Source organism: Pseudomonas sp. PK-RTE-24 (assembly GCF_054052265.1).
Genome location: NZ_CM133224.1, coordinates 3,966,075 through 3,985,208, shown reverse-complemented (window position 1 = coordinate 3,985,208; position 19,134 = coordinate 3,966,075). Strand labels below are relative to the sequence as shown.

Here is a 19,134-nt window from a genome sequence, read left to right as displayed (position 1 = left end):
GAAACCTGCTCTGAAATCGCCAAAGCTTGAAGGAAAACGCCTCAAGTGCGACTAGAGCAATTCTGACTACGAACTTCAGGGAAATTTCTCACGAAAAAAAGCACTTTTCCGACATATCGCTGGCGAAAAATTGCTTTAGATAAGCCCGGTCGTCAATAGGTACTGGCGATTCTAGAGCAGCGATGCTCATTACGACTACCCGCAACGGCCGTTAAATCCCGGCCGACTGATGAAAAGGACTTCATATGTGCACTTTGACTCATTTTGCCACGTCGGCCGACGCGCGAATCAACACACCTCTGACGATGAAGGTTGCCGACCTCGACAACCTTCCGACATCTTCTAACAATCATCGAACCCCGCACTTTCAAGTGGTGCCGGCAGGTATTGCGTTCTTTCACATCAAGGAGATATCCACGGGACGTGTCAGAGGTTTCCGCGGCAATCACAACGAAGCCTGCGCCCTCGCCCGCTCGCTTGAATCAAAAATCGAACTCCGCGCCAGCGCCTGCCTCTGATAAGGGAGTGAACGAACAAGCCGTACCGGCACCAATTCAGGAGTAGATGATGGAACTGCCAACCGAGCATAACCTGACCACCCTTTTCGAACAGCTGGGCCTACCGGCCGATGAAGCGTCGATCAATAATTTTGTCGAAGCCCACCCTTTGAAATCTGATATCAAATTGATCGATGCCGATTTCTGGACGCCCCAACAGGCGCAATTACTCAAAGAGTGGCTGCGTGCTGACGGTGAGGAAGCGATAACTGTCGATGAGCTGAACGTGCGCCTGCATCGCGGTAAATAAGGGCGATCAGTGCAGGCTGTCGCCGGGCTCGATGTTCAGTTGTTCGAGCCAGGCAGCCTTGCACTCCTCCGCTTCATCGCGACTGGCGAAGGCTGTGCCGCGTCGCTCCCCGTTGAGCAAAACCACCCAGCACACACTGCGCCCCATCGCGCGTAAGCCGGCCGGAACACCGCTGCCGATCATCACTGCCACGTCTACCCTGCACTGCATGTGCCCTCCGAAATAATTAGCTACCTAACTAAGTCGCAGGTTAAAGCTTTCCTTCGAGAGGAAACAGCAACCGCCGTGCACAGATTCATTGCGTCAACGGTAACAATCTCAGCGTGGATTCTCCGGTTTGTAGCCCAGCCGCAATCCGCCCCAATGCCGGCCCTTGATCATGATCGGCACCGAAAGATCATGCATCAGCTCACCCGTATCGCGCGTGTAAGTCTGCAGCAAAACTGGTTGTTGATGGCTGCCGCAACGGATACCGGTGCGGTCAGCGAATTTGCGTTTGGTGCGGTTATTTACCGTGTCGACCTGCACATCACCGGTCAACGGCTGGCTGAATGCCTGGTTATGCGTCGGCACATAACCCTGCTGCGTGCAGGCGATCGCGAAAACCAAACCTTCATGACGCGCTAACAGAGGCTCTTGAATCGCGGGCAAGACCTGATCTGTGTACTGATCAAACCTGGTCTGAAATTTGGCTGGTTCGGTACCCGGAATCGGCTGGTAGCTGCGATCGAACAAATCATCCAGGCTGATCCGCCCCTGCTCGACATCAGCTTCGAAGCGCGCTGCGATCAGGCTCGCACCTTCGCGCGCCAGGTCATAAATGCGCTGGTGATAGTCGTCCAGACCGACTTCGGCCAAGCGTTCGCTGATGGTTTCCGCCTGCCCTTCCATCTGCACCGCCGCCTCGGCGAGGCGGCGGGTCTGCTGATCGCTGATCGCCAGATCGCTACGCATTTGCTCAATCGCGCTGAACAGCGCATCAAGCTGCTCGCGATTGGTTTGCGCGCCACGGGCGATTTCGCTGACCTGGGTTTCCACTCCGGCGGCAAGTCGCGCGATGTTCTCCAGATGCTGACCGGTGTGCTCGACCTGTTCGACGCCGGTATGCAGATCACTCGACAACTCGCGAATCTGCGCCACCACTTGCGCGGTGCGCTGCTGAATGTCTGCAACCATCTCACCGACTTCGCCCGTGGCCGCCGCCGTCCGTGCCGCCAATCCGCGTACTTCATCGGCGACCACGGCGAAACCGCGACCATGTTCGCCCGCCCTGGCCGCTTCAATAGCTGCGTTCAAGGCCAGCAGATTGGTCTGGCTGGCGATCGACTGAATCACCAGCGTCACCCGCTGAATGTCGTCGCTGCGCACACTCAGGGCCTCGATCAGCTCGCGACTGGCGTTGGCGCGTTGACTGAGTTGCTGCATGCGCGAAATCGAGTCGAGCAGTTCGCTGCGCCCCGCCGCGCTGCTGTGATGCGCTTGGCTGGCGGCGTCCAGCGCGTCGCGACTGAGCTGTGAAGTCGCCTGCTCGGTGGCGATCATCACTTCGGCGTTGCTGACGATCTGCGCCGCCGCGTCGAGTTGCGATTCAAGTTTGCTGGCTAGCGCTTTGACCGAAAACGCCACGCCGGCGGCAGACAGTGCGTTGTGACTGGTGGTGTAGGAGAGATCGCGAGTCAGTGCGGACAATGCGCTCGCACTATCGACCGGGACAGCAGCTGGAACGTTGCGCGAACGTAGGCGCGGCAGCCAGACAATCAGCACCGCCAGCGGCATGCCGAGGTAAAGCGACCATTCGGCCAGAGCCATGCCGGCCAGCAACAGCATCAGAGCGATGCTTTGCAGGGTCGGCGCGATCCAGCGGTTTTTCGGCAAAAGCACTGGTGCAGGCAGCGCCGCAACCAGAGATCCATCTCTCGTCATCTTGATCACCCCACGTTTGTTCTCATTGTTGTGACTGCATTAAACGCCACTACAACGCCATTATCCATGGTCCGTTAGTCGTGAGGTCTGTGGCAGGTCAAGGGAACGACGGGGAAATATCGCAGACGAGCAAAAACAAAGATCGCAGCCTCGCGCAACTCCGTGTAGAGCTGCCGAAGGCTGCGATCTTTTCAAGGCGCCCCTGTTGAAAGGGTCACCCCACAGAATCAGGCCTGACGCTGGTGCTTGTCGATCTGCTCGTGACGCTCTTGAGCTTCGATGCAGTACTTGGTGGTCGGGCTGATCAGCAGACGCTTCAGGCCAATGGCCTCGCCGCTGTCGTCGCACCAGCCAAAGCTGTCGTCCTTGATGCGCTCAAGAGCTTGTTCCAACTGCGGCAGCATGCGCTGGTCGCGATCGATCGCGTTGACCAGCCAGGTGCGCTCTTCTTCAACCGAAGCCGCGTCCGCCGGGTCAGCCGGGGTGTCCAGGCTTTCGATGGCGATACGGTTTTGCTCAATGCGCTCGTGGGTTTCGACTTTCATGTTCTGCAACAGCTCAGTGAAGAAAGCGTGTTGCTCTGCATTCATGTAGTCATCTGCCGGCATAGCCAGCAACTTGTCCTTTGTCATTGATATCTCTATAAAAAAACGTGCATTAAGGCGAATAAGGGAGCGTTTCGGCGAACCGTGTCGGCCGTCGAAAAGGCATCGTTTTATTGCAAACGCCACCCGGCACTCAATTTACGAGGGGCGGCAGTCTAAGGCCCGATCAAGGCCTCAGCAACTGTAAATACAGGGAATTTGTCCGACAGGACCAGGAAACTGCTCTGACACAGGCTTCACACGGCCATCGGAGTGCGTTTATAGCAAGAAATTCACTCCAGCGGCTGTATATAGAAGACAAACGGCTAACCATCCCGCCATCGACAGCGAAAATTATTCTCGCAAGGTGCATCGATTCAGCCCGGCAGAGCCCGCGCAGCCCTTCTATGATCAGGCTCACCGCGTGTTCAACCCGCCCGAAGGATGTCCTATGCCCCGCACCGATCTACCGGCCGCCGACGAACTTTCGCTCGCCAGCCCCCCGATCACTGCCGAGCGTCTGCTGCAAACGATTAGCGACGAATATGACGCCCTTCCGCGTCAGCTTAAACGTATCGCCAGTTACATTAGCCAGCAGAGCGAGCGAATCATGGTCGACCGCATCAGCGACATCGCTCGTGAATGCGAGGTGCATCCGTCCGCCATCGTGCGTTTTTCGCAGCGCTTCGGGTTCAGCGGCTTCAGCGAAATGCAGGCGCTGTTCCGCCAGGCCTGGACGCACAAGGCCACGCCGGCGCAGAACTATCAAAAACGCATCCGCAGCCTGATCGCCAACAAATCGCAGACCGCCAACAGCGGCGAGCTTGTCCGCGAGTGCATCGACGCAACGCTATCGGGCATCGAACGTTTGGGCCGCGAACTGGATGGGGCTGCGTTCGACAAAGCTGTCGATCTCATCGTCAATGCCGACGACATCTATGTGGTCGGGGTCCGCCGTTCGTTCGCCGTCGCCGATTATCTGGTTTACAACCTGCAGCACACGCAGAAACGCATTCATCTCGTCTCCGGCATCGGCGGCAGCTATCGCGAGCAAATGCGCAGCGTGCGCGCCAACGACCTGGTCATCGCCATCAGTTTTGTGCCCTACGCCAAGGAAACCCAGCACTGCCTGCGATTCGCGCAGCGTCAGGACGCCAATACCCTGATCATCACCGACAGCCCTCTGTCGCCACTGGCGAAACTTGCCAATAGCGTGTTGCTGGTCAATGAAGGCAGTGCGCTGGCCTTTCGTTCGCTGAGTGCGACGCTGTGTTTGTGCCAGGCGCTGTTTGTGGCGGTGGCCTATCGGCTGGAACTGAATGTCGATGAGATTCACGAACAACCCGGATTCGACGACTGACAATTGCCTCTCGCTCGGCTAGGTTATGCGTTCCCACCGGTTCGACTTGAAGGAACGCGTCATGAAACTGATCGGCATGCTCGACTCCCCCTACGTGCGCCGCGTAGCAATCTCGGCCAAATGCCTGGGGATTGACCTCGAACACGAGTCGGTCTCGGTGTTCCGCCACTTCGAGCAATTCCAGCAGATCAACCCGGTGGTCAAAGCGCCCACGCTGATCCTCGACGACGGCGTGGTCCTGATGGACTCGACCCTCATCCTCGACTACCTCGAAGCCAGTTCCGGCAAGAGCCTGCTGCCCAGCGATCTCACACAACGCGCCCACGCCCTGCGTCTGATCGGCCTCAGCCTCGCCGCTTGCGAAAAAGCCGTGCAGCTTTATTACGAACGCAACTTGCGCCCGGCCGACATTCAATATCAACCTTGGGTTGAACGCGTTGAAGGCCAACTCGCTGCCGCATTTACCGCGCTGGAAAAAGAACTTGAACACAGTGACTTGCCGGTCGACGGCTCCCTCGCCCAGACCGGCATAAGCCTGGCGGTTGCCTGGAGCTTCACCAACCTCGTCGTGCCCGATCAGGTCGACTCCGCGCGCTATGCGCGCATCGCCGAATACACCGCCTACGCAGAAGGCACCGATGCGTTCATCAGCACACCGATGACCTGACCATGAGCACCACCGACACCGCCGCCCCGGCGTTAAAGGAAATCTTCAACGCCGAGCGCTTGCAGCACATCGCTGACGAAATGAGCGCGGTGTACCCGGCATTCAAGGCCAAGGCGTTTCTCAAACACGCCCAGGACGGACTCGCTGAATTATCAGTGATGCAACGCATGGCGCGTGTCAGCGAAAGTCTGCATGCCGTGCTGCCGCTGGACTACGAAGACTCCCTCGAAGTGCTGTTCGAACTCGCGCCACGGCTGAACAGCGGGTTCGTCAGCATGTGCCTGCCGCACTACGTCGCGAGCTATGGCGGGCACGCCTTCGATACCTCCATGGATGCCCTGAAATACTTCACCACTTTCGGCTCCTCCGAATTCGCCATCCGTTACTTTCTGCGCAGCGACCTCGAGCGCTCGCTGGAACGAATGCATGACTGGACCCGCGAAGAAAACCATCACGTCCGCCGACTAGCCAGCGAAGGCAGCCGCCCTCGCCTGCCGTGGTCCTTTCGGTTGGAAGCGGTACAAGCGGATCCGCTGCTGGCCGCCGGGATACTGAATCGGTTGAAGGCGGATGAGAGCTTGTACGTGCGCAAGTCCGTGGCGAATCATTTGAATGATGTGACGAAAGTGCATCCGGAGTGGGTGTTGGACACGATTGAAGGTTGGTCGCTGGACAACAAGCATACGGCCTGGATTGCCAAACATGCGCTGCGCAGCTTGATCAAACAGGGCGACGTGCGCGCGCTGACGGTGATTGGCGCGGGGGCGAAGGCTGAGGTTGAGTTGCTGGATGTGCGGGTCGAGCCGGCGGTGGTGAGGTTGGGGGAAGCGATTACGTTGTCGTTTGTGGTGAAGTCGACTGTGGCGCATGAGCAGCGGCTGGTGATCGACTATGCGATTGAGTATGTGAAGGCGAATGGCGGGGTTTCGAGGAAGGTATTCAAGTTGAAGACGGTGGAATTGCCGGGGTTTGAGGTGGCGCTTGTGCAGCGCAGACAGGTCATCAAGGATTTCACGACACGCAAGCATTTTGCCGGCCGGCATGGAGTGCAGGTGATGATTAACGGAAAGGTGGTGGGTAGTGCGGGGTTTGAGGTTTTGATTTGAGAAATGAGTCATTGATTGGTCTTGAAGACCGGTCGCGAATCAGTGCACTGGCAGCCGTGCATCGATAATGAGCGCGGCAGCACAATGGACAAACTCCCGCCTCAGTAGTTACCAACTTCCGTATGGGACGCCGAATTAAGCCCTGAGGGAGCACCTGTTGTCACAAGCACTTTCAACAGCGTATGGCGACTCCACGGGCCGCAGTACTCAGGCACGTGCGCGATCAATCGGTATCCGCAGCGGGTGTACCAACGGGCGACGTCGTCATCCAGTGTTTCGATCAACGCATCTACGCATGCTCTTTCAACCGCTAATGCCTCAAGCTTGTGCAACACCTGAGTACCCAGCCTGGTTCCACGCCATTGCGCGTTGATCCACAGGTAATTGACAAACAGACGCCTGAATTCGGTTCTACCGGAAGCGCCGCCGATTAGTGCCCCGTTCTCCATCAGCGAACAGGCGATGGCCTCAGCTTGTCCGCCGCGAGCCTCGGACAAGGCTCGGCCATGCTGTAAGACGCCGTCACTGATGGCCTTCATGGTGTCCGGATTGATGTCGCGAACGGTAAGCCATTCCCTCATTGCTGCTCTCCATTGCTAAAAGTCCTTGGCGCTTTCAAGCAAGAGAGGAGCCAACCTGAGATCTTCCCAGCAACAACCCCTGCTCCGCCTCACACAACCCCACCACATAATCCCAGACCACCCGCAGCCGCACCGATTTGTGCAATTCCCGCCGCGTGCTGATCCAGTAGCTGCGTTCGATGCTTTCATCCGGCAGCAGCGCCACCAGATCCGGGTCGGACGCGGCCATGTAACACGGCAGCACGGCGATGCCCAACCCCGAGCGCGCCGCTTCCTGCTGGGCGATGACGCTGGTGCTGTGAAAGACCACGCGCGGGCTGCGGCAGAAGCTGTTGAGGAACATCAGTTCCTGACTGAACAGCAGGTCGTCAACGTAACCGATCCACGCATGTCGGCCCAGGTCTTCGCGGCTATGCAGCGGTGGCGCTTTGTCGAGGTAGGTCTGGCTGGCGTAAAGCGCGAGCCGATAGTCAGTGAGCTTGCGCGTGACCAGCATGTCGGCGGATGGCCGTTCGAGGTGGATGCTGATCTCCGCTTCGCGGTTGAGGATGCTGACGAAGCGCGGCACGGCGACCAGTTCCACCTCCAATCCCGGATAACGCTCGAACAAGCCAATCATGCGACTGGCGAGAAATTTGATGCCAAGGCCTTCGGTGACGCCGACGCGGATCTTGCCCAGCGGCGCGGTGGACTGGGTGATTTCTTCCTGCGCCAGCAGCGCGACGTTTTCCATCGCTTCGGCGTGCTTGAGCAGCGCCTCCCCCGCCGGGGTCATCTCATAGCCCTGGGCGTGCTGGACGAACAGCGCAGTGCCGAGGCTTTTCTCGATCGATTCAATATGCCGCGCCACTGTCGCGTGGGTGGTGTTGAGCCGGCGCGCGGCAGTGAGCAGGCGGCCGCTGCGTTGCAGCTCGAGAAAAAAGCGCAGGTCGTTCCAGTCGAACATGGCGGGTCCTTGTCGGCTATCGTCGTTGCACGCTGTTTGAAAACGCACAGCGGCTGCGCAAAAACTAACATTCTTTTAACGAAAGCTAACAACTAGAGTGTCCGACAATAAAAACAAAAAGCGAGGTCAGGGCATGCAGACGTCCCTGGATGAATTCGACTACATCGTGGTCGGCGCCGGCCCCGCCGGTTGCTTGCTGGCCAACCGGCTCTCTGCGGATCCACAGCAGCGGGTGTTGCTGCTCGAAGCCGGCGGACGCGACAACTACGCCTGGATTCACATTCCTGTGGGTTACCTGTTCTGCATCGGTAACCCGCGCACCGACTGGTGCTTCAAAACAGAACAACAACCGGGCCTCAATGGCCGCGCGCTGAGTTATCCGCGCGGCAAGGTGCTGGGCGGCTGTTCGTCGATCAACGGCATGATCTACATGCGCGGTCAGGCCGGCGACTATGACGGCTGGGCGGCCGCAGGCAATCCGGGCTGGGCCTGGAAGGATGTGCTGCCGCTGTTCAAACAGAGCGAAAACCACTTTGCCGGCGGCGCTGAATTTCATGGCGATCAGGGTGAATGGCGGGTCGAACAGCAGCGCCTGTCGTGGCCGATTCTGGATGCCTTTCGCAGCGCTGCCGAGCAAAGCGGCATCGCCAGCATCAATGACTTCAACCAGGGCGACAACGAGGGCTGCGGTTACTTTCAGGTCAACCAGAAAGCCGGGGTACGCTGGAACGCGGCCAAGGCCTTTTTGAAACCACTGCGCAGCCGGGCGAACCTGACCGTGCTGACCGGCGTCGAGGTTGATCGCGTCTTGCTGGAGAACGGCCGCGCGGCGAAAGTCAGCGCGCAGCATGAAGGTCAGATCAAACAGTTCAAGGCGCGCAAGGAGATTGTTTTGTGCGCCGGTTCAGTCGGCTCGCCGAGCATTCTGCAGCGCTCCGGCATCGGTCCGCGGCCGCTGCTCGAACGCGTAGGGATAGGCGTGATTCATGAGCTGCCCGGCGTCGGCGGTAACCTGCAGGATCACCTGCAACTGCGGCTGATCTACAAGCTGGAAAACGCCCGCACCCTGAACCAGATCGCCGGCAGCGTGTGGGGCAAGATGGGCATGGGCCTGCGTTATCTGTATGACCGTAGCGGGCCGTTGTCGATGGCGCCGAGTCAGTTGGGCGCATTCGCCCGCTCCGGTCCCGAGCAAACCTCGGCGAACCTGCAATATCACGTGCAACCGCTGTCGCTGGAGCGCTTTGGTGAGCCGCTGCACAGCTTCCCGGCGTTCACCGCCTCGGTGTGCGACCTGCGCCCACAGAGCCGTGGACGCATCGAGATTCGCTCGGCCGATCCGCAAGCAGCGCCGCTGATCCAGCCCAATTACCTCAGCCATCCAGAAGATCTGCGCGTCGCCGCCGATGCCATTCGCCTGACCCGGCGCATCGTCAGCGCCCCTGCCCTGCAAGCGTTCAAACCGGTCGAATACCTGCCCGGCGACAGCTTGCAAAGCGAAGAACAATTGCATGAAGCGGCGGCGAAGATCGGCACGACGATTTTCCATCCGGTCGGCACCTGCCGCATGGGCAATGACGGTGACGCGGTGGTCGATGCGCAATTGCGCGTGCATGGTGTGCCGGGTCTGCGCGTTGCCGATGCGTCGATCATGCCGCGCATCACCTCGGGCAACACCTGTTCGCCTACGCTGATGATTGCCGAGAAGGCTGCACAACTGATTTTGTCCAGATCTGCAGATATCTCCCCTGTGGGAGCGAGCCTGCTCGCGAATGCGGTAGCTCACTCAGCCTAGGAGTTAACTGACAAAAAGCTTTCGCGAGCAGGCTCGCTCCCACAGCAATCATCACCAGACTCAGGCATCGCGCATTACCGGACACGCAACACCAGTGGAACAACAAAAACAATCACTGTGAGGGATACCGATATGTCAGAACACGTTCAGCCGCTGGACGCTGCGGGCAGCGCCGAGACCAGCAACGCCACGCAGAAAGTCATCTTCGCTTCATCACTCGGGACGGTGTTCGAGTGGTATGACTTCTTCCTCTACGGCGCCCTCGCGGCGGTGATCAGCAAGCAGTTTTTTGCCGGGGTCAATGACACCACGGCGTTCATCTTCGCGCTCATGGCGTTCGCCGCCGGCTTCATCGTACGGCCGTTCGGTGCGTTGGTATTCGGCCGTCTGGGTGACATGATCGGGCGCAAATACACCTTTCTGGCGACGATCATTCTGATGGGCGTGGCGACGTTCTGCGTCGGCCTGCTGCCGACCTACGCCAGCATCGGCATCGCCGCGCCGATCATTCTGGTGGTGCTGCGCATGCTTCAGGGCCTGGCGCTCGGTGGCGAATACGGCGGTGCGGCCACCTACGTGGCGGAACATGCGCCTATCGGCAAACGCGGCTTTCACACCAGCTGGATTCAATCCACCGCGACCCTCGGCCTGTTGCTCTCGCTGCTGGTAGTGCTCGGTTGCCGCTACTTCACCGGCGACCAGTTTGAAGTCTGGGGCTGGCGCATTCCGTTCCTGCTGTCGATCGTCCTGTTGGGCATTTCCACCTGGATTCGCCTGAGCCTGCACGAGTCGCCAGCCTACCTGAAAATGAAGGAAGAAGGCAAAACCTCGAAGGCGCCGATCCGCGAATCCTTCGGCAAATGGGAAAACCTCAAAGTCGTGCTGATCGCCCTGTTCAGCATCAATGCCGGGCAAGCAGTGACCTTCTACGCCGCGCAGTTCTATGTGCTGTTCTTCCTCACCCAGTTCCTGAAAATGGACCCGGCGGTGGCCAACAGCCTGTTGATCATCAGCGTGGTGATCGGCGCGCCATTCTTCATCTTTTTCGGCTGGCTCTCGGACAAGGTCGGGCGCAAACCGGTGCTGATGCTCGGTCTGTTGCTGGCGACCGCGCTGTACTTCCCGATCTTCAAATCCTTGGCCCACTACGCCAACCCGGCGATCGATCAGGCCAGCCGTCAGGCGCCGATCACCGTCCTTGCCGATCCCGCCACTTGCACCTTCCAGTTCGATCCGGTGGGCAAGGCGAAATTCGACAGTCCGTGCGACAAGGTCAAGACCTTCCTGGTCAAGCAAGGCCTGCCCTACTCCAGCGTCGCTGCACCTGCGGGCAGCGCTGTGCAAGTGAGTGTCGGCGACGTGAAGCTGGATGGTTTCGATGAGGCGGCACTGCGCGGCGCGATCACCCTCGCCGGCTACCCGCAACAAGCTGACATGCAGCAGATCAACAAACCGATGATCGTCGCCCTGATCGTCGCGCTGATCATCATCTCGGCCATGTGCTACGGCCCGCTGGCCGCGTTGATGGTCGAACTGTTCCCGACCCGCATTCGCTACACCTCGATGTCGCTGCCCTATCACATCGGCAACGGCTGGTTCGGCGGATTCCTGCCCACCGTGTCGTTTGCGCTGGTGGTGTACACCGGGGATATTTTCTACGGGCTGTGGTATCCGGTGCTGATCACCGGGGTGAGCCTGGTGGTGGGGATGATCTGTCTGCGTGAGACGAAGAATATCGATCTCGATAAAAACTGAAAAACCCGCTGACAACAATGGCGAGGGAAGCGATTCTCTCGCCATTTTTTGCTTCAGGCGTCCGCTTTGATCACTTCGAATTTCACCTGGTCCGGATAAAACGCCACATAGTTGCGGATCGGTTCAACCGAGATCTTGGGTTTTTCATAAGTCCACACCGCATTGGCGCCCTCATGCCCCGGCACTTGCAGGCTGAAGTAATTGGCGTCGCCCTTGTACGGGCAATAGCTGGTGTGGTCGGTGCGGGCGAAGTATTTTTCGTCGATGTCTTCGCGCGGGATGTAGTACACCGGCGGATAGTTGGCTTCGTTGAGGATCATCGCGTGAGAGGACGCGGCGACCTGGATGCCGTGGAACTTCACCAGCAGGCAGCCGGCAAGTTGTTCCAGGCTGATCACGGGACTGGGGCTTTTCATGAGGTTCTCCTGAGCACAGCGAAGAGACCGGTTCAGGTATAGCTGATGGATGCGCAGCTCGACTGGATTACGGCCGAACGGCTAAACCTCCTGCAATGCTTTTATCTGTATATCCATACAGATAAAAGTTGCTCCCGCCGCGAACTCCCGCCATCCTGTGCCCTCTCCACACACCAACCAGCGATGGTAGCTATGCGGCTGTACCTCTGTGAAAAACCCTCTCAGGCCAAAGATATTGCGGCGGTGCTCGGCGCCAAGCGTCGCGGCGACGGCTGCTGGTTGGGGACGGACGTCACAGTGACCTGGTGCATCGGCCATTTGCTCGAAACCGCGCCGCCGGACGCCTACGACGCGCGCTACAAACGCTGGGTGCTGGCCGATCTGCCGATTATCCCGGACAAGTGGAAAATGACCGTCAAGCCGCGCACTGCCAGCCAGTACAAAGCGGTAAAGCGCCTGCTCGGCGAAGCCAGCGAACTGATCATCGCCACCGATGCCGACCGTGAGGGCGAGATGATCGCCCGGGAACTGGTCGAGCACTGCCGCTATCGCGGGCCGATCCGCCGCTTGTGGCTGTCGGCGCTGGACGAGGCATCGATTCGCAAGGCCCTCGCTGCGCTGAAGCCGGGGGCCGAAACCTTCAGCCTGTATCACTCGGCGCTGGGCCGTTCACGCGCGGACTGGCTGATCGGCATGAACATGAGTCGACTGTTCACCTTGCTGGGCCGGCAGTCGGGTTATCAGGGCGTGCTGCCTGTGGGCCGAGTGCAAACGCCCACCCTGCGACTGGTGGTCGACCGCGACCGCAGCATCGCCGATTTCGTCCCCGTACCGTTCTGGGCAATCGACGTGGATTTGCTGCACGACGGAACGGCGTTTACCGCGCAATGGCGCGCGCCGTCGGACATTTGTGATGATCAGGATCGCTGCCTTAATCAGGCGTTGGCGCAACAGGCAGCGGCGGCGATCAGCAGTGCTGACAGCGCACGGGTGATCAAGCTGAAGACCGAGCGCATGCGCGAAGTGGCGCCGCTGCCCTTCGATCTTGGCACCTTGCAGGAAGTCTGCTCGAAAAAGCTTGGCCTTGGCGCGCAGGAAACCCTCGACATCGCCCAGGCCCTTTACGAAACCTACAAAGTCATCACCTATCCGCGCAGTGATTGCGGCTTTCTGCCCTTGAGCCAACACAGTGAGGCGCCATCGATCCTCACAGCGTTGCGCCAGGCCGATCCGAGCCTTGAAGCCTTGCAGGGTTATCTCGAACCGCAACGGCGCTCGCGGGCGTGGAATGACGCCAAGGTCAGCGCTCACCACGGCATCATTCCCACCATCGCCGCGAAGAATCTTGAACGTCTGACCGGCAAACATCGCGCGGTGTACACGCTGATTCGCGCGCGCTACCTGGCGCAGTTCCTGCCCAACCACGAATACGATCGCACCCAGGCCGATTTCGATTGCAACGGGCAGGCCCTGCGCGCGGTGGGCAAGCAGATCATCGAAGCGGGCTGGAAGCGCGCATTGCCCGAAGCACTGGCACCGGCCAGGGGCCGCGAAGCCCCCGCGCCGCAAACCTTGCCGACCCTCAGCCAGGGCGTCGAATGCGCTGTGGCGAAAGTGAATCTCAAGGATCTTTGGACGCAGCCACCAAAACCCTACACCGAAGGCGATCTGATCAAGGCGATGAAGAACGTCGCCAAACTGGTCGAGGATCCGCTGCTCAAACAGAAACTCAAGGACACCACCGGCATCGGCACCGAAGCCACCCGCGCGTCGATCATTCAGGGCCTGCTGGATCGCGGTTATCTGGTCAAGAACGGCAAGGCGCTGGCGGCGACACCTGCCGCGTTCAGCCTGATCGACGCAGTGCCTCGCGCGATCGCCGACCCTGGCACCACGGCGATCTGGGAACAGGCCCTGGACATGGTGCAGAGCGGCGAGATGAGTCTGGAAGAATTCGTCACCAAACAGGCCGCGTGGATGAGCAAGCAGGTCACCCGCTGCTCCGCCCTCAGCCTGACCATCAGCGGCCCGCCGCCTGCCGGCAAAACCGCAGCGCCGTGGAAAAAAAAGCGCAAGTCGACGGCCAGCAAAACCGCCGGTACGCGCAAACGCACGGCGCGTCCGTCGACTCGCTGAATGCATCGCCGTTCCCTTCTCGACGTTGTCGAAACGGATCTTTTCTCATTCCAAAACAGCTTTGTCCGACAATATGTAGTGCTTGAAAATAATCACTACAAAACCGTTGACGGCGTCGTTTTGCTTTTGCATGATGAAGACGTTCCCCGATCGGGAGCACTGGTAACACGCTTGAGCAAACTCGTCTGACCGCCGAGTTGTTTTTTCCGGATACACGCTGCCCACAAGGCAGATTGAAGAAGCTGACCTGGCCTGAACGTCCAGTACAAGGACGAGAAGCGCTGGCGAAAATTCTCAAGACGCTTGTGGCCGACACTGGATTGTCGTCAAGGAGCCTCCCGGTTTTCGCTGCTTCTCCTCGTTGTGACGCTATTGCGTAGCAGTTATTCAACACGACTACATGCAACAGATGCACGACCCCGTACTTCACACGGGCGAACGCTGACGTCCTGGTTTCGGTGCCAGGGATCAACTAACCGATGGGCTACCTGTATTAGCGAATCAACTTTGAAAGATCACCAGACTGGTCAAGGGGCATAACAATGAATCTGAACAATCAACCCACCATCGAAGAACTGGCGCGTATGTTCGCGGCGCAAAAAGACAGCCACGACAGCCATATTCTCTGGATCAGCAAGTCGGGCCAGGTGCACATCGACTGCCTGTCGCCCCACGCTGGCGAAGAAGAATTCGACCGCAATCACCAGAACCTGCTGGCCCGCCTGAAGATGTACCGCCGCGGCCACGGTTATGTCGGCAAGAAGGCTGCGGCCGACAAGGACTTCATTGGGAACGTGCTGCAGACGCTGAAACAGGCGTGGGATTCGATGCAGAACAAAAATGAAGTTCGGGTGATTGATCGGTTTTATTGAGTTGTAGATTATTTGACTAAGGGCCTGCTTCCGATTGGGAGCAGGCCCTTTGTTGTTCTTTTGAGTTATGCGGCGTGAGTGCCCCCGCCGCCCCTCACCCCAGCCCTCTCCCGAGGGAGAGGGAGCCGACCGAGTTGCCTCAGCTCAACCGTAGACCTGAATGACCGTGGCGATTATGAGTCAACGAAGCTCGTTCAGGTCGGCGTGACTTGACCAAACACCTCGGTCAGTCCCCTCTCCCGCTGGGAGAGGGTTAGGGTGAGGGGCTTTTCATGCCGAGCACCAGTTCCACAAACGCCAACGCCGCCGCGCTGTGATAATTATTCCTGCGCCGCAACAACGCCGCTCCCCGCTGCGGCGCCTCCCCTTCAACACGCAAGCGGCGCAACGCGCGGTCTTCGCTGGCAATCGCCTCGGGCAGCATGGTCGCCAGCGGCGCATGCCGCACCACTTCCAGCAGCGTACTCACCGAATTCACTTCAATCCGCACCTGCGGCGTAATCCCCTGCTCACGGAAATACTCATCCACCAATAACCGCGTAATGAAGCCCGGCGCCAGCAAGGCGAAATCCAGTGAAGCCAATTCCGTCGGCGTCAACACCGAAGGGCTGTCATAGAGCGGATGCCCAGGCCCGACCATGATCCCCAGCGTCTCGGTAAACGCCGGTAAGCATTCGATATCGGCATTGCGCACCGGCGTAAACGCGATCGCGACATCCAGCGAATCATCCGCCAGCCCGGCCTCGATGTCGTCCATCGACAACTCGAAGATTTCCAGATGAATCCCGGGAAACCGTGCCCTGTAATCACGCACCAACGGCCCGACCAGATACGCCATGAACGTCGGCGTCATCGCCAGGCGCAGGGTGCCGCGCGACAAATCCTTCACATCGTGCAAGGCGCGCTGCCCGGCTTCCAGCTCCACCAGTACGCGCCGTGCGCATTCAATGTATGCCGCGCCGGCATCGGTCGGTTTCACCGTGCGGGAGGTGCGATCGAACAGGCTGACGCCGAGGGTTTCTTCCAGCTGCCGGATCTGCTGCGACAACGTCGGCTGCGACACATGCAGCGCTTCGGCGGCGCGGGTGAAGCCACCGTGATCGGCAACGGCGAGCAAATAACGCAAATGTCGCAACAGCATGAGTACACCATCTATAGGCAGGGCTTATGCGCAGCATTGTATATCGGTCTTGGACGCTATGAATCGACCGGCGCAACATTGCTTCCACACACAGCAAGCCAACCCCTGAAAGGAGTGACACCATGCAACAGTCCCACGCCTACAACGACAACAGCCTGGCCCTGACTACCCGCGTTCTCGACGCCAAGGCGAAAAAAGATCTGTCGTGGCAGGATCTTGCTGACGGCACCGGCCTCAGCCTTGCCTACGTCACCGCCGCCCTGCTCGGCCAGCATCCTTTGCCGGAAAACGCTGCTCAAGTGGTCGGCAACAAGCTTGACCTCAGCGCAGATGACGTCGCCGCTCTGCAGATCATTCCTTTGCGCGGCAGCCTCAGCGGCGTGCCGACCGATCCGACCATCTACCGTTTTTACGAAATGATCCAGATCTACGGCACCACGCTGAAAGCGCTGGTTCATGAACAGTTCGGTGACGGCATCATCAGTGCGATCAACTTCAAACTGGACATCAAGAAAGTCGAAGACCCGGAAGGCGGCTCCCGCGCCGTGGTGACCCTCGACGGCAAGTTCCTGCCGCTGCGTCCGTTCTGATGCGCCCGGCCCGCAACCTGCGTGCGGGCCATCTCATTTCTGCCACGAGGACATGCCATGAAAGCCCTGATCGACGGCTTCCTGAAATTCCAGAACGAAGCCTTCCCGCAACGCAGCGAACTGTTCAAACACCTGGCCACGACTCAGCAACCCGGCACGCTGTTCATCACCTGTTCCGACAGCCGTGTGGTGCCTGAGCTGCTGACCCAGCAAGAGCCCGGCGAGCTGTTCGTGATCCGTAACGCCGGCAATATCGTGCCCTCCTACAGCCCGCATCCGGGCGGGGTGTCGGCGACGGTGGAATATGCGGTGGCAGTGCTGGGGGTGACCGATATCGTGATTTGCGGCCACTCCGATTGTGGTGCGATGACCGCAATTGCCCAGTGCAAATGCATGGATCACCTGCCCGCTGTCAGTGGCTGGCTGCAGCATGCCGAATCGGCGAAGGTAGTCAACGAAGCGCGCGTGCATGGCAGCGACGCGGCGAAATTGAGTTCGATGGTGCGCGAGAACGTGATCGCGCAACTGGCGAATATCCAGACCCACCCGAGTGTGCGCCTGGCCCAGGAGCAAGGCCGGTTGAATCTGCATGGCTGGGTTTACGACATCGAGACCGGTTCGATCGACGCACTCTCTTCCGATCGTCGCACCTTTGTGCCGCTGGCCGAGCAGCCTGAGACTTGCGCGATCAGCGCGCAAGCCAGCCACGCTGCCTGACTCCCCACCGTGATCGTTCCCACGCTCTGCGTGGGAATGCCTCTAGGGACGCTCTGCGTCCAGTGACGCGGAGCGTCACGGGCTGCATTCCCACGCGGAGCGTGGGAACGATCAACAGATCAGCGTTTTACCGTGAGATCAACCTGAGTCATCCGGCTGCGCACGGTGAACACGCCGTCACCGGAAAGAATCGCACTGCGCGCAAACAGGCGCCCGCTCTCCCAGTTCGAAAGGCCCAGTTCCGGCTTGTTCAACGCGTACTGGCCATCGACCCAACGGGTGATGCCGTTGCCTACGAACGGCGCATTCACCGCGTTGTAGAAGCGTTCCTGAACCGCCGCATCCTCGCTGATCAACGACACGGTGAATTGCGGGCTGTAACGGTTGAACAGCGCAATCGCCTGATCCAGATCGTCAACAATCATCAGGCTGACTTCCGGGGTTTCTTCCCATTCCCACTCGCGGCCCAGGTCCGACTCGGGCAGGGATTCGGCCAGCGCTTCGGTCTGGTAACCCTCGGCGCGATAAACCTCGACTGTTGCGTTCTGCCATTCGCTTGGCAGGCAACTTTCACTACCCGCGACAATGTGCAATTTGCAGCCTTGGCCGCGCGCAGTACCGGCGTCTTTCAAAGCTTCGAGGAACAGCGGCACAAGCTCAATGGCGCGTTCACGCTGAATCAGGCAGACGTTGAGGGTATTGCAGACCTTGCGGTCCAGCGAGTTGCGCACCACCGCCGCGAAGCGTGTTGCGTCGGCGTCACGGTCGGCAATCAGCCACGCGCCGCCGGTGCCGTGCAGGCTGACGGCAGTGCCGGCCTGCTGGGCAATGCTGCCCAACTGGCTGACCGCACGGCCCGAGCCGCGCGCCACCGCCAGCGACAGACGCCGATCGGCAAACATCGCCCAACCGGCGGCGTGATTGACACTTTCGACCAACGACACCGCCCCCACCGGCAAACCGGCTTCGGCCAGCGCCGGGTTCAAGGCGTGAGTGACGATAGCTTGCGCAGTGCCCAACGCATCGCTGCCGATGCGCAGCACAGCCGTATTGCCGGTGCGCAACACGCCGGCGGCGTCGGCAAATACGTTGGGACGGCCTTCGAAGACAAACGCGACGATGCCCAGCGGCGAGACGACTTGCTCAACCTTCCAGCCGTCGTGCTCGACACTGCTGATCACTTTGCCACGCGTGGGCGGCGCATCACGCCAGGCGCGCAGCCCGGCGATCATGTCGCGGCGCATGCGTTCATCGGCGAGCAAGCGTGTGGTCGAGCGACCGCGCGCCTTGGCCCGCTCGATGTCGGCGCGGTTGGCGGCTTCGATCTGCGTCCAGCACTGAGGATTTTCCAGGCGCTGGGCAAACAGGTCGAAGAATTGGCTGATGGCTTCATCGGACACCGCCGACAACGCGGTGAATGCCGCAGCCGCACGCTCGATTGCCACCGAGGCGGCCCGCTGATCGGCCACGGGGATCAGCAACAACTCGCCACTGACCTGCTCGACCAGCAGATGGTCACCGGGCTGAAACCGCGCGGCCAGTTCGGGGCTGACCACGGTGACACGGTTACCAGCGAAAGGGATCGGCGTGCCAGCGACCAGACGTTCGAGCGCAAGAGACATGAAGCGGATTCACCATGCAGAGGGCGGCCGGAAAATGTATAGAACACGATCCTGCAAAGCAACACTGCACCCGGTGGGAGCGAGCCTGCTCGCGAAAGCGTCCGAGCAGACGACAT

The 19,134-nt window shown here is 59.7% G+C and carries 19 protein-coding genes; 11 read left to right on the top strand and 8 right to left on the bottom strand.

Annotated features, from left to right (window positions below):
• Nucleotides 1-305: 305 nt before the first annotated feature.
• Together ACV8MC_RS18060 and ACV8MC_RS18055 are read left to right on the top strand one after the other, a co-directional pair.
• Nucleotides 306-518: a hypothetical protein gene (locus ACV8MC_RS18060; protein WP_236168680.1), complete on the top strand. Its 213-nt coding sequence runs from the start codon at nucleotides 306-308 to the stop codon at nucleotides 516-518.
• Between the two features lie 49 nt (nucleotides 519-567).
• Complete coding sequence (locus tag ACV8MC_RS18055) at nucleotides 568-807, top strand: DUF2789 family protein (RefSeq protein ID WP_252867780.1); 240 nt, start codon at nucleotides 568-570, stop codon at nucleotides 805-807.
• Between the two features lie 6 nt (nucleotides 808-813).
• Here the strand turns inward: ACV8MC_RS18055 and ACV8MC_RS18050 are convergent, their stop codons facing one another.
• The 3 genes from ACV8MC_RS18050 to ACV8MC_RS18040 all read right to left on the bottom strand — a co-directional run bounded on the left by ACV8MC_RS18050 (nucleotide 814) and on the right by ACV8MC_RS18040 (nucleotide 3,362).
• A complete protein-coding gene (locus ACV8MC_RS18050; RefSeq protein ID WP_016775093.1) occupies nucleotides 814-1,017 on the bottom strand; it encodes a hypothetical protein in 204 nt (67 codons plus the stop codon).
• Nucleotides 1,018-1,125: 108 nt separating this feature from the next.
• Nucleotides 1,126-2,349 (bottom strand): methyl-accepting chemotaxis protein, encoded by a 1,224-nt coding sequence (locus ACV8MC_RS18045; RefSeq protein WP_457265567.1) that lies wholly within the window; start codon nucleotides 2,347-2,349, stop codon nucleotides 1,126-1,128.
• A 608-nt stretch (nucleotides 2,350-2,957) separates the two neighbouring features.
• Nucleotides 2,958-3,362: a TraR/DksA family transcriptional regulator gene (locus ACV8MC_RS18040; RefSeq protein WP_016775095.1), complete on the bottom strand. Its 405-nt coding sequence runs from the start codon at nucleotides 3,360-3,362 to the stop codon at nucleotides 2,958-2,960.
• Nucleotides 3,363-3,765: 403 nt separating this feature from the next.
• On the opposite strand from ACV8MC_RS18040, the gene ACV8MC_RS18035 reads away from it, so the two are divergent.
• The 3 genes from ACV8MC_RS18035 to ACV8MC_RS18025 all read left to right on the top strand — a co-directional run bounded on the left by ACV8MC_RS18035 (nucleotide 3,766) and on the right by ACV8MC_RS18025 (nucleotide 6,447).
• The gene (locus ACV8MC_RS18035) at nucleotides 3,766-4,674 is read left to right on the top strand and encodes a MurR/RpiR family transcriptional regulator (protein ID WP_457262844.1); all 909 of its coding nucleotides are present in this window, start codon (nucleotides 3,766-3,768) and stop codon (nucleotides 4,672-4,674) included.
• Between the two features lie 61 nt (nucleotides 4,675-4,735).
• A complete protein-coding gene (locus ACV8MC_RS18030) occupies nucleotides 4,736-5,341 on the top strand; it encodes a glutathione S-transferase (RefSeq protein WP_150635039.1) in 606 nt (201 codons plus the stop codon).
• A gap of 2 nt (nucleotides 5,342-5,343) precedes the next feature.
• Entirely contained in the window at nucleotides 5,344-6,447 is a 1,104-nt protein-coding gene (locus tag ACV8MC_RS18025; protein WP_457262842.1) for a DNA alkylation repair protein, read from the top strand.
• Between the two features lie 101 nt (nucleotides 6,448-6,548).
• Here ACV8MC_RS18025 and ACV8MC_RS18020 read toward each other — a convergent pair whose 3' ends face one another.
• On the bottom strand, nucleotides 6,549-7,028 hold the full coding sequence (locus ACV8MC_RS18020) for a GNAT family N-acetyltransferase (protein WP_056789243.1): 480 nt from the start codon (nucleotides 7,026-7,028) through the stop codon (nucleotides 6,549-6,551).
• A gap of 34 nt (nucleotides 7,029-7,062) precedes the next feature.
• Nucleotides 7,063-7,974, bottom strand: coding sequence for a LysR family transcriptional regulator (locus ACV8MC_RS18015; RefSeq protein WP_056789240.1), 912 nt, complete (start codon nucleotides 7,972-7,974; stop codon nucleotides 7,063-7,065).
• A 133-nt stretch (nucleotides 7,975-8,107) separates the two neighbouring features.
• Here ACV8MC_RS18015 and ACV8MC_RS18010 point away from each other — a divergent pair, with 133 nt between their 5' ends.
• Both ACV8MC_RS18010 and ACV8MC_RS18005 read left to right on the top strand, forming a co-directional pair.
• Nucleotides 8,108-9,769, top strand: a complete 1,662-nt coding sequence (locus ACV8MC_RS18010; RefSeq protein WP_095180242.1) for a GMC family oxidoreductase — start codon at nucleotides 8,108-8,110, stop codon at nucleotides 9,767-9,769.
• Between the two features lie 132 nt (nucleotides 9,770-9,901).
• Nucleotides 9,902-11,524: an MFS transporter gene (locus ACV8MC_RS18005; RefSeq protein WP_024013261.1), complete on the top strand. Its 1,623-nt coding sequence runs from the start codon at nucleotides 9,902-9,904 to the stop codon at nucleotides 11,522-11,524.
• Nucleotides 11,525-11,577: 53 nt separating this feature from the next.
• Here ACV8MC_RS18005 and ACV8MC_RS18000 read toward each other — a convergent pair whose 3' ends face one another.
• Entirely contained in the window at nucleotides 11,578-11,940 is a 363-nt protein-coding gene (locus ACV8MC_RS18000) for a DUF427 domain-containing protein (protein ID WP_056789235.1), read from the bottom strand.
• 192 nt (nucleotides 11,941-12,132) lie between these two features.
• Here ACV8MC_RS18000 and ACV8MC_RS17995 point away from each other — a divergent pair, with 192 nt between their 5' ends.
• Together ACV8MC_RS17995 and ACV8MC_RS17990 are read left to right on the top strand one after the other, a co-directional pair.
• Nucleotides 12,133-14,076: a DNA topoisomerase III gene (locus tag ACV8MC_RS17995; protein ID WP_457262839.1), complete on the top strand. Its 1,944-nt coding sequence runs from the start codon at nucleotides 12,133-12,135 to the stop codon at nucleotides 14,074-14,076.
• 542 nt (nucleotides 14,077-14,618) lie between these two features.
• The gene (locus ACV8MC_RS17990; RefSeq protein WP_056789230.1) at nucleotides 14,619-14,948 is read left to right on the top strand and encodes a hypothetical protein; all 330 of its coding nucleotides are present in this window, start codon (nucleotides 14,619-14,621) and stop codon (nucleotides 14,946-14,948) included.
• 253 nt (nucleotides 14,949-15,201) lie between these two features.
• Here the strand turns inward: ACV8MC_RS17990 and cynR are convergent, their stop codons facing one another.
• A complete protein-coding gene (cynR, locus tag ACV8MC_RS17985) occupies nucleotides 15,202-16,089 on the bottom strand; it encodes a transcriptional regulator CynR (RefSeq protein WP_457262837.1) in 888 nt (295 codons plus the stop codon).
• 122 nt (nucleotides 16,090-16,211) lie between these two features.
• On the opposite strand from cynR, the gene cynS reads away from it, so the two are divergent.
• Together cynS and ACV8MC_RS17975 are read left to right on the top strand one after the other, a co-directional pair.
• Entirely contained in the window at nucleotides 16,212-16,679 is a 468-nt protein-coding gene (cynS, locus tag ACV8MC_RS17980) for a cyanase (protein WP_310216566.1), read from the top strand.
• Nucleotides 16,680-16,736: 57 nt separating this feature from the next.
• Nucleotides 16,737-17,396, top strand: a complete 660-nt coding sequence (locus tag ACV8MC_RS17975) for a carbonic anhydrase (protein ID WP_252878442.1) — start codon at nucleotides 16,737-16,739, stop codon at nucleotides 17,394-17,396.
• Nucleotides 17,397-17,515: 119 nt separating this feature from the next.
• Here ACV8MC_RS17975 and ACV8MC_RS17970 read toward each other — a convergent pair whose 3' ends face one another.
• Nucleotides 17,516-19,018 (bottom strand): aldehyde dehydrogenase family protein, encoded by a 1,503-nt coding sequence (locus tag ACV8MC_RS17970; protein WP_310216571.1) that lies wholly within the window; start codon nucleotides 19,016-19,018, stop codon nucleotides 17,516-17,518.
• Nucleotides 19,019-19,134: the final 116 nt, after the last annotated feature.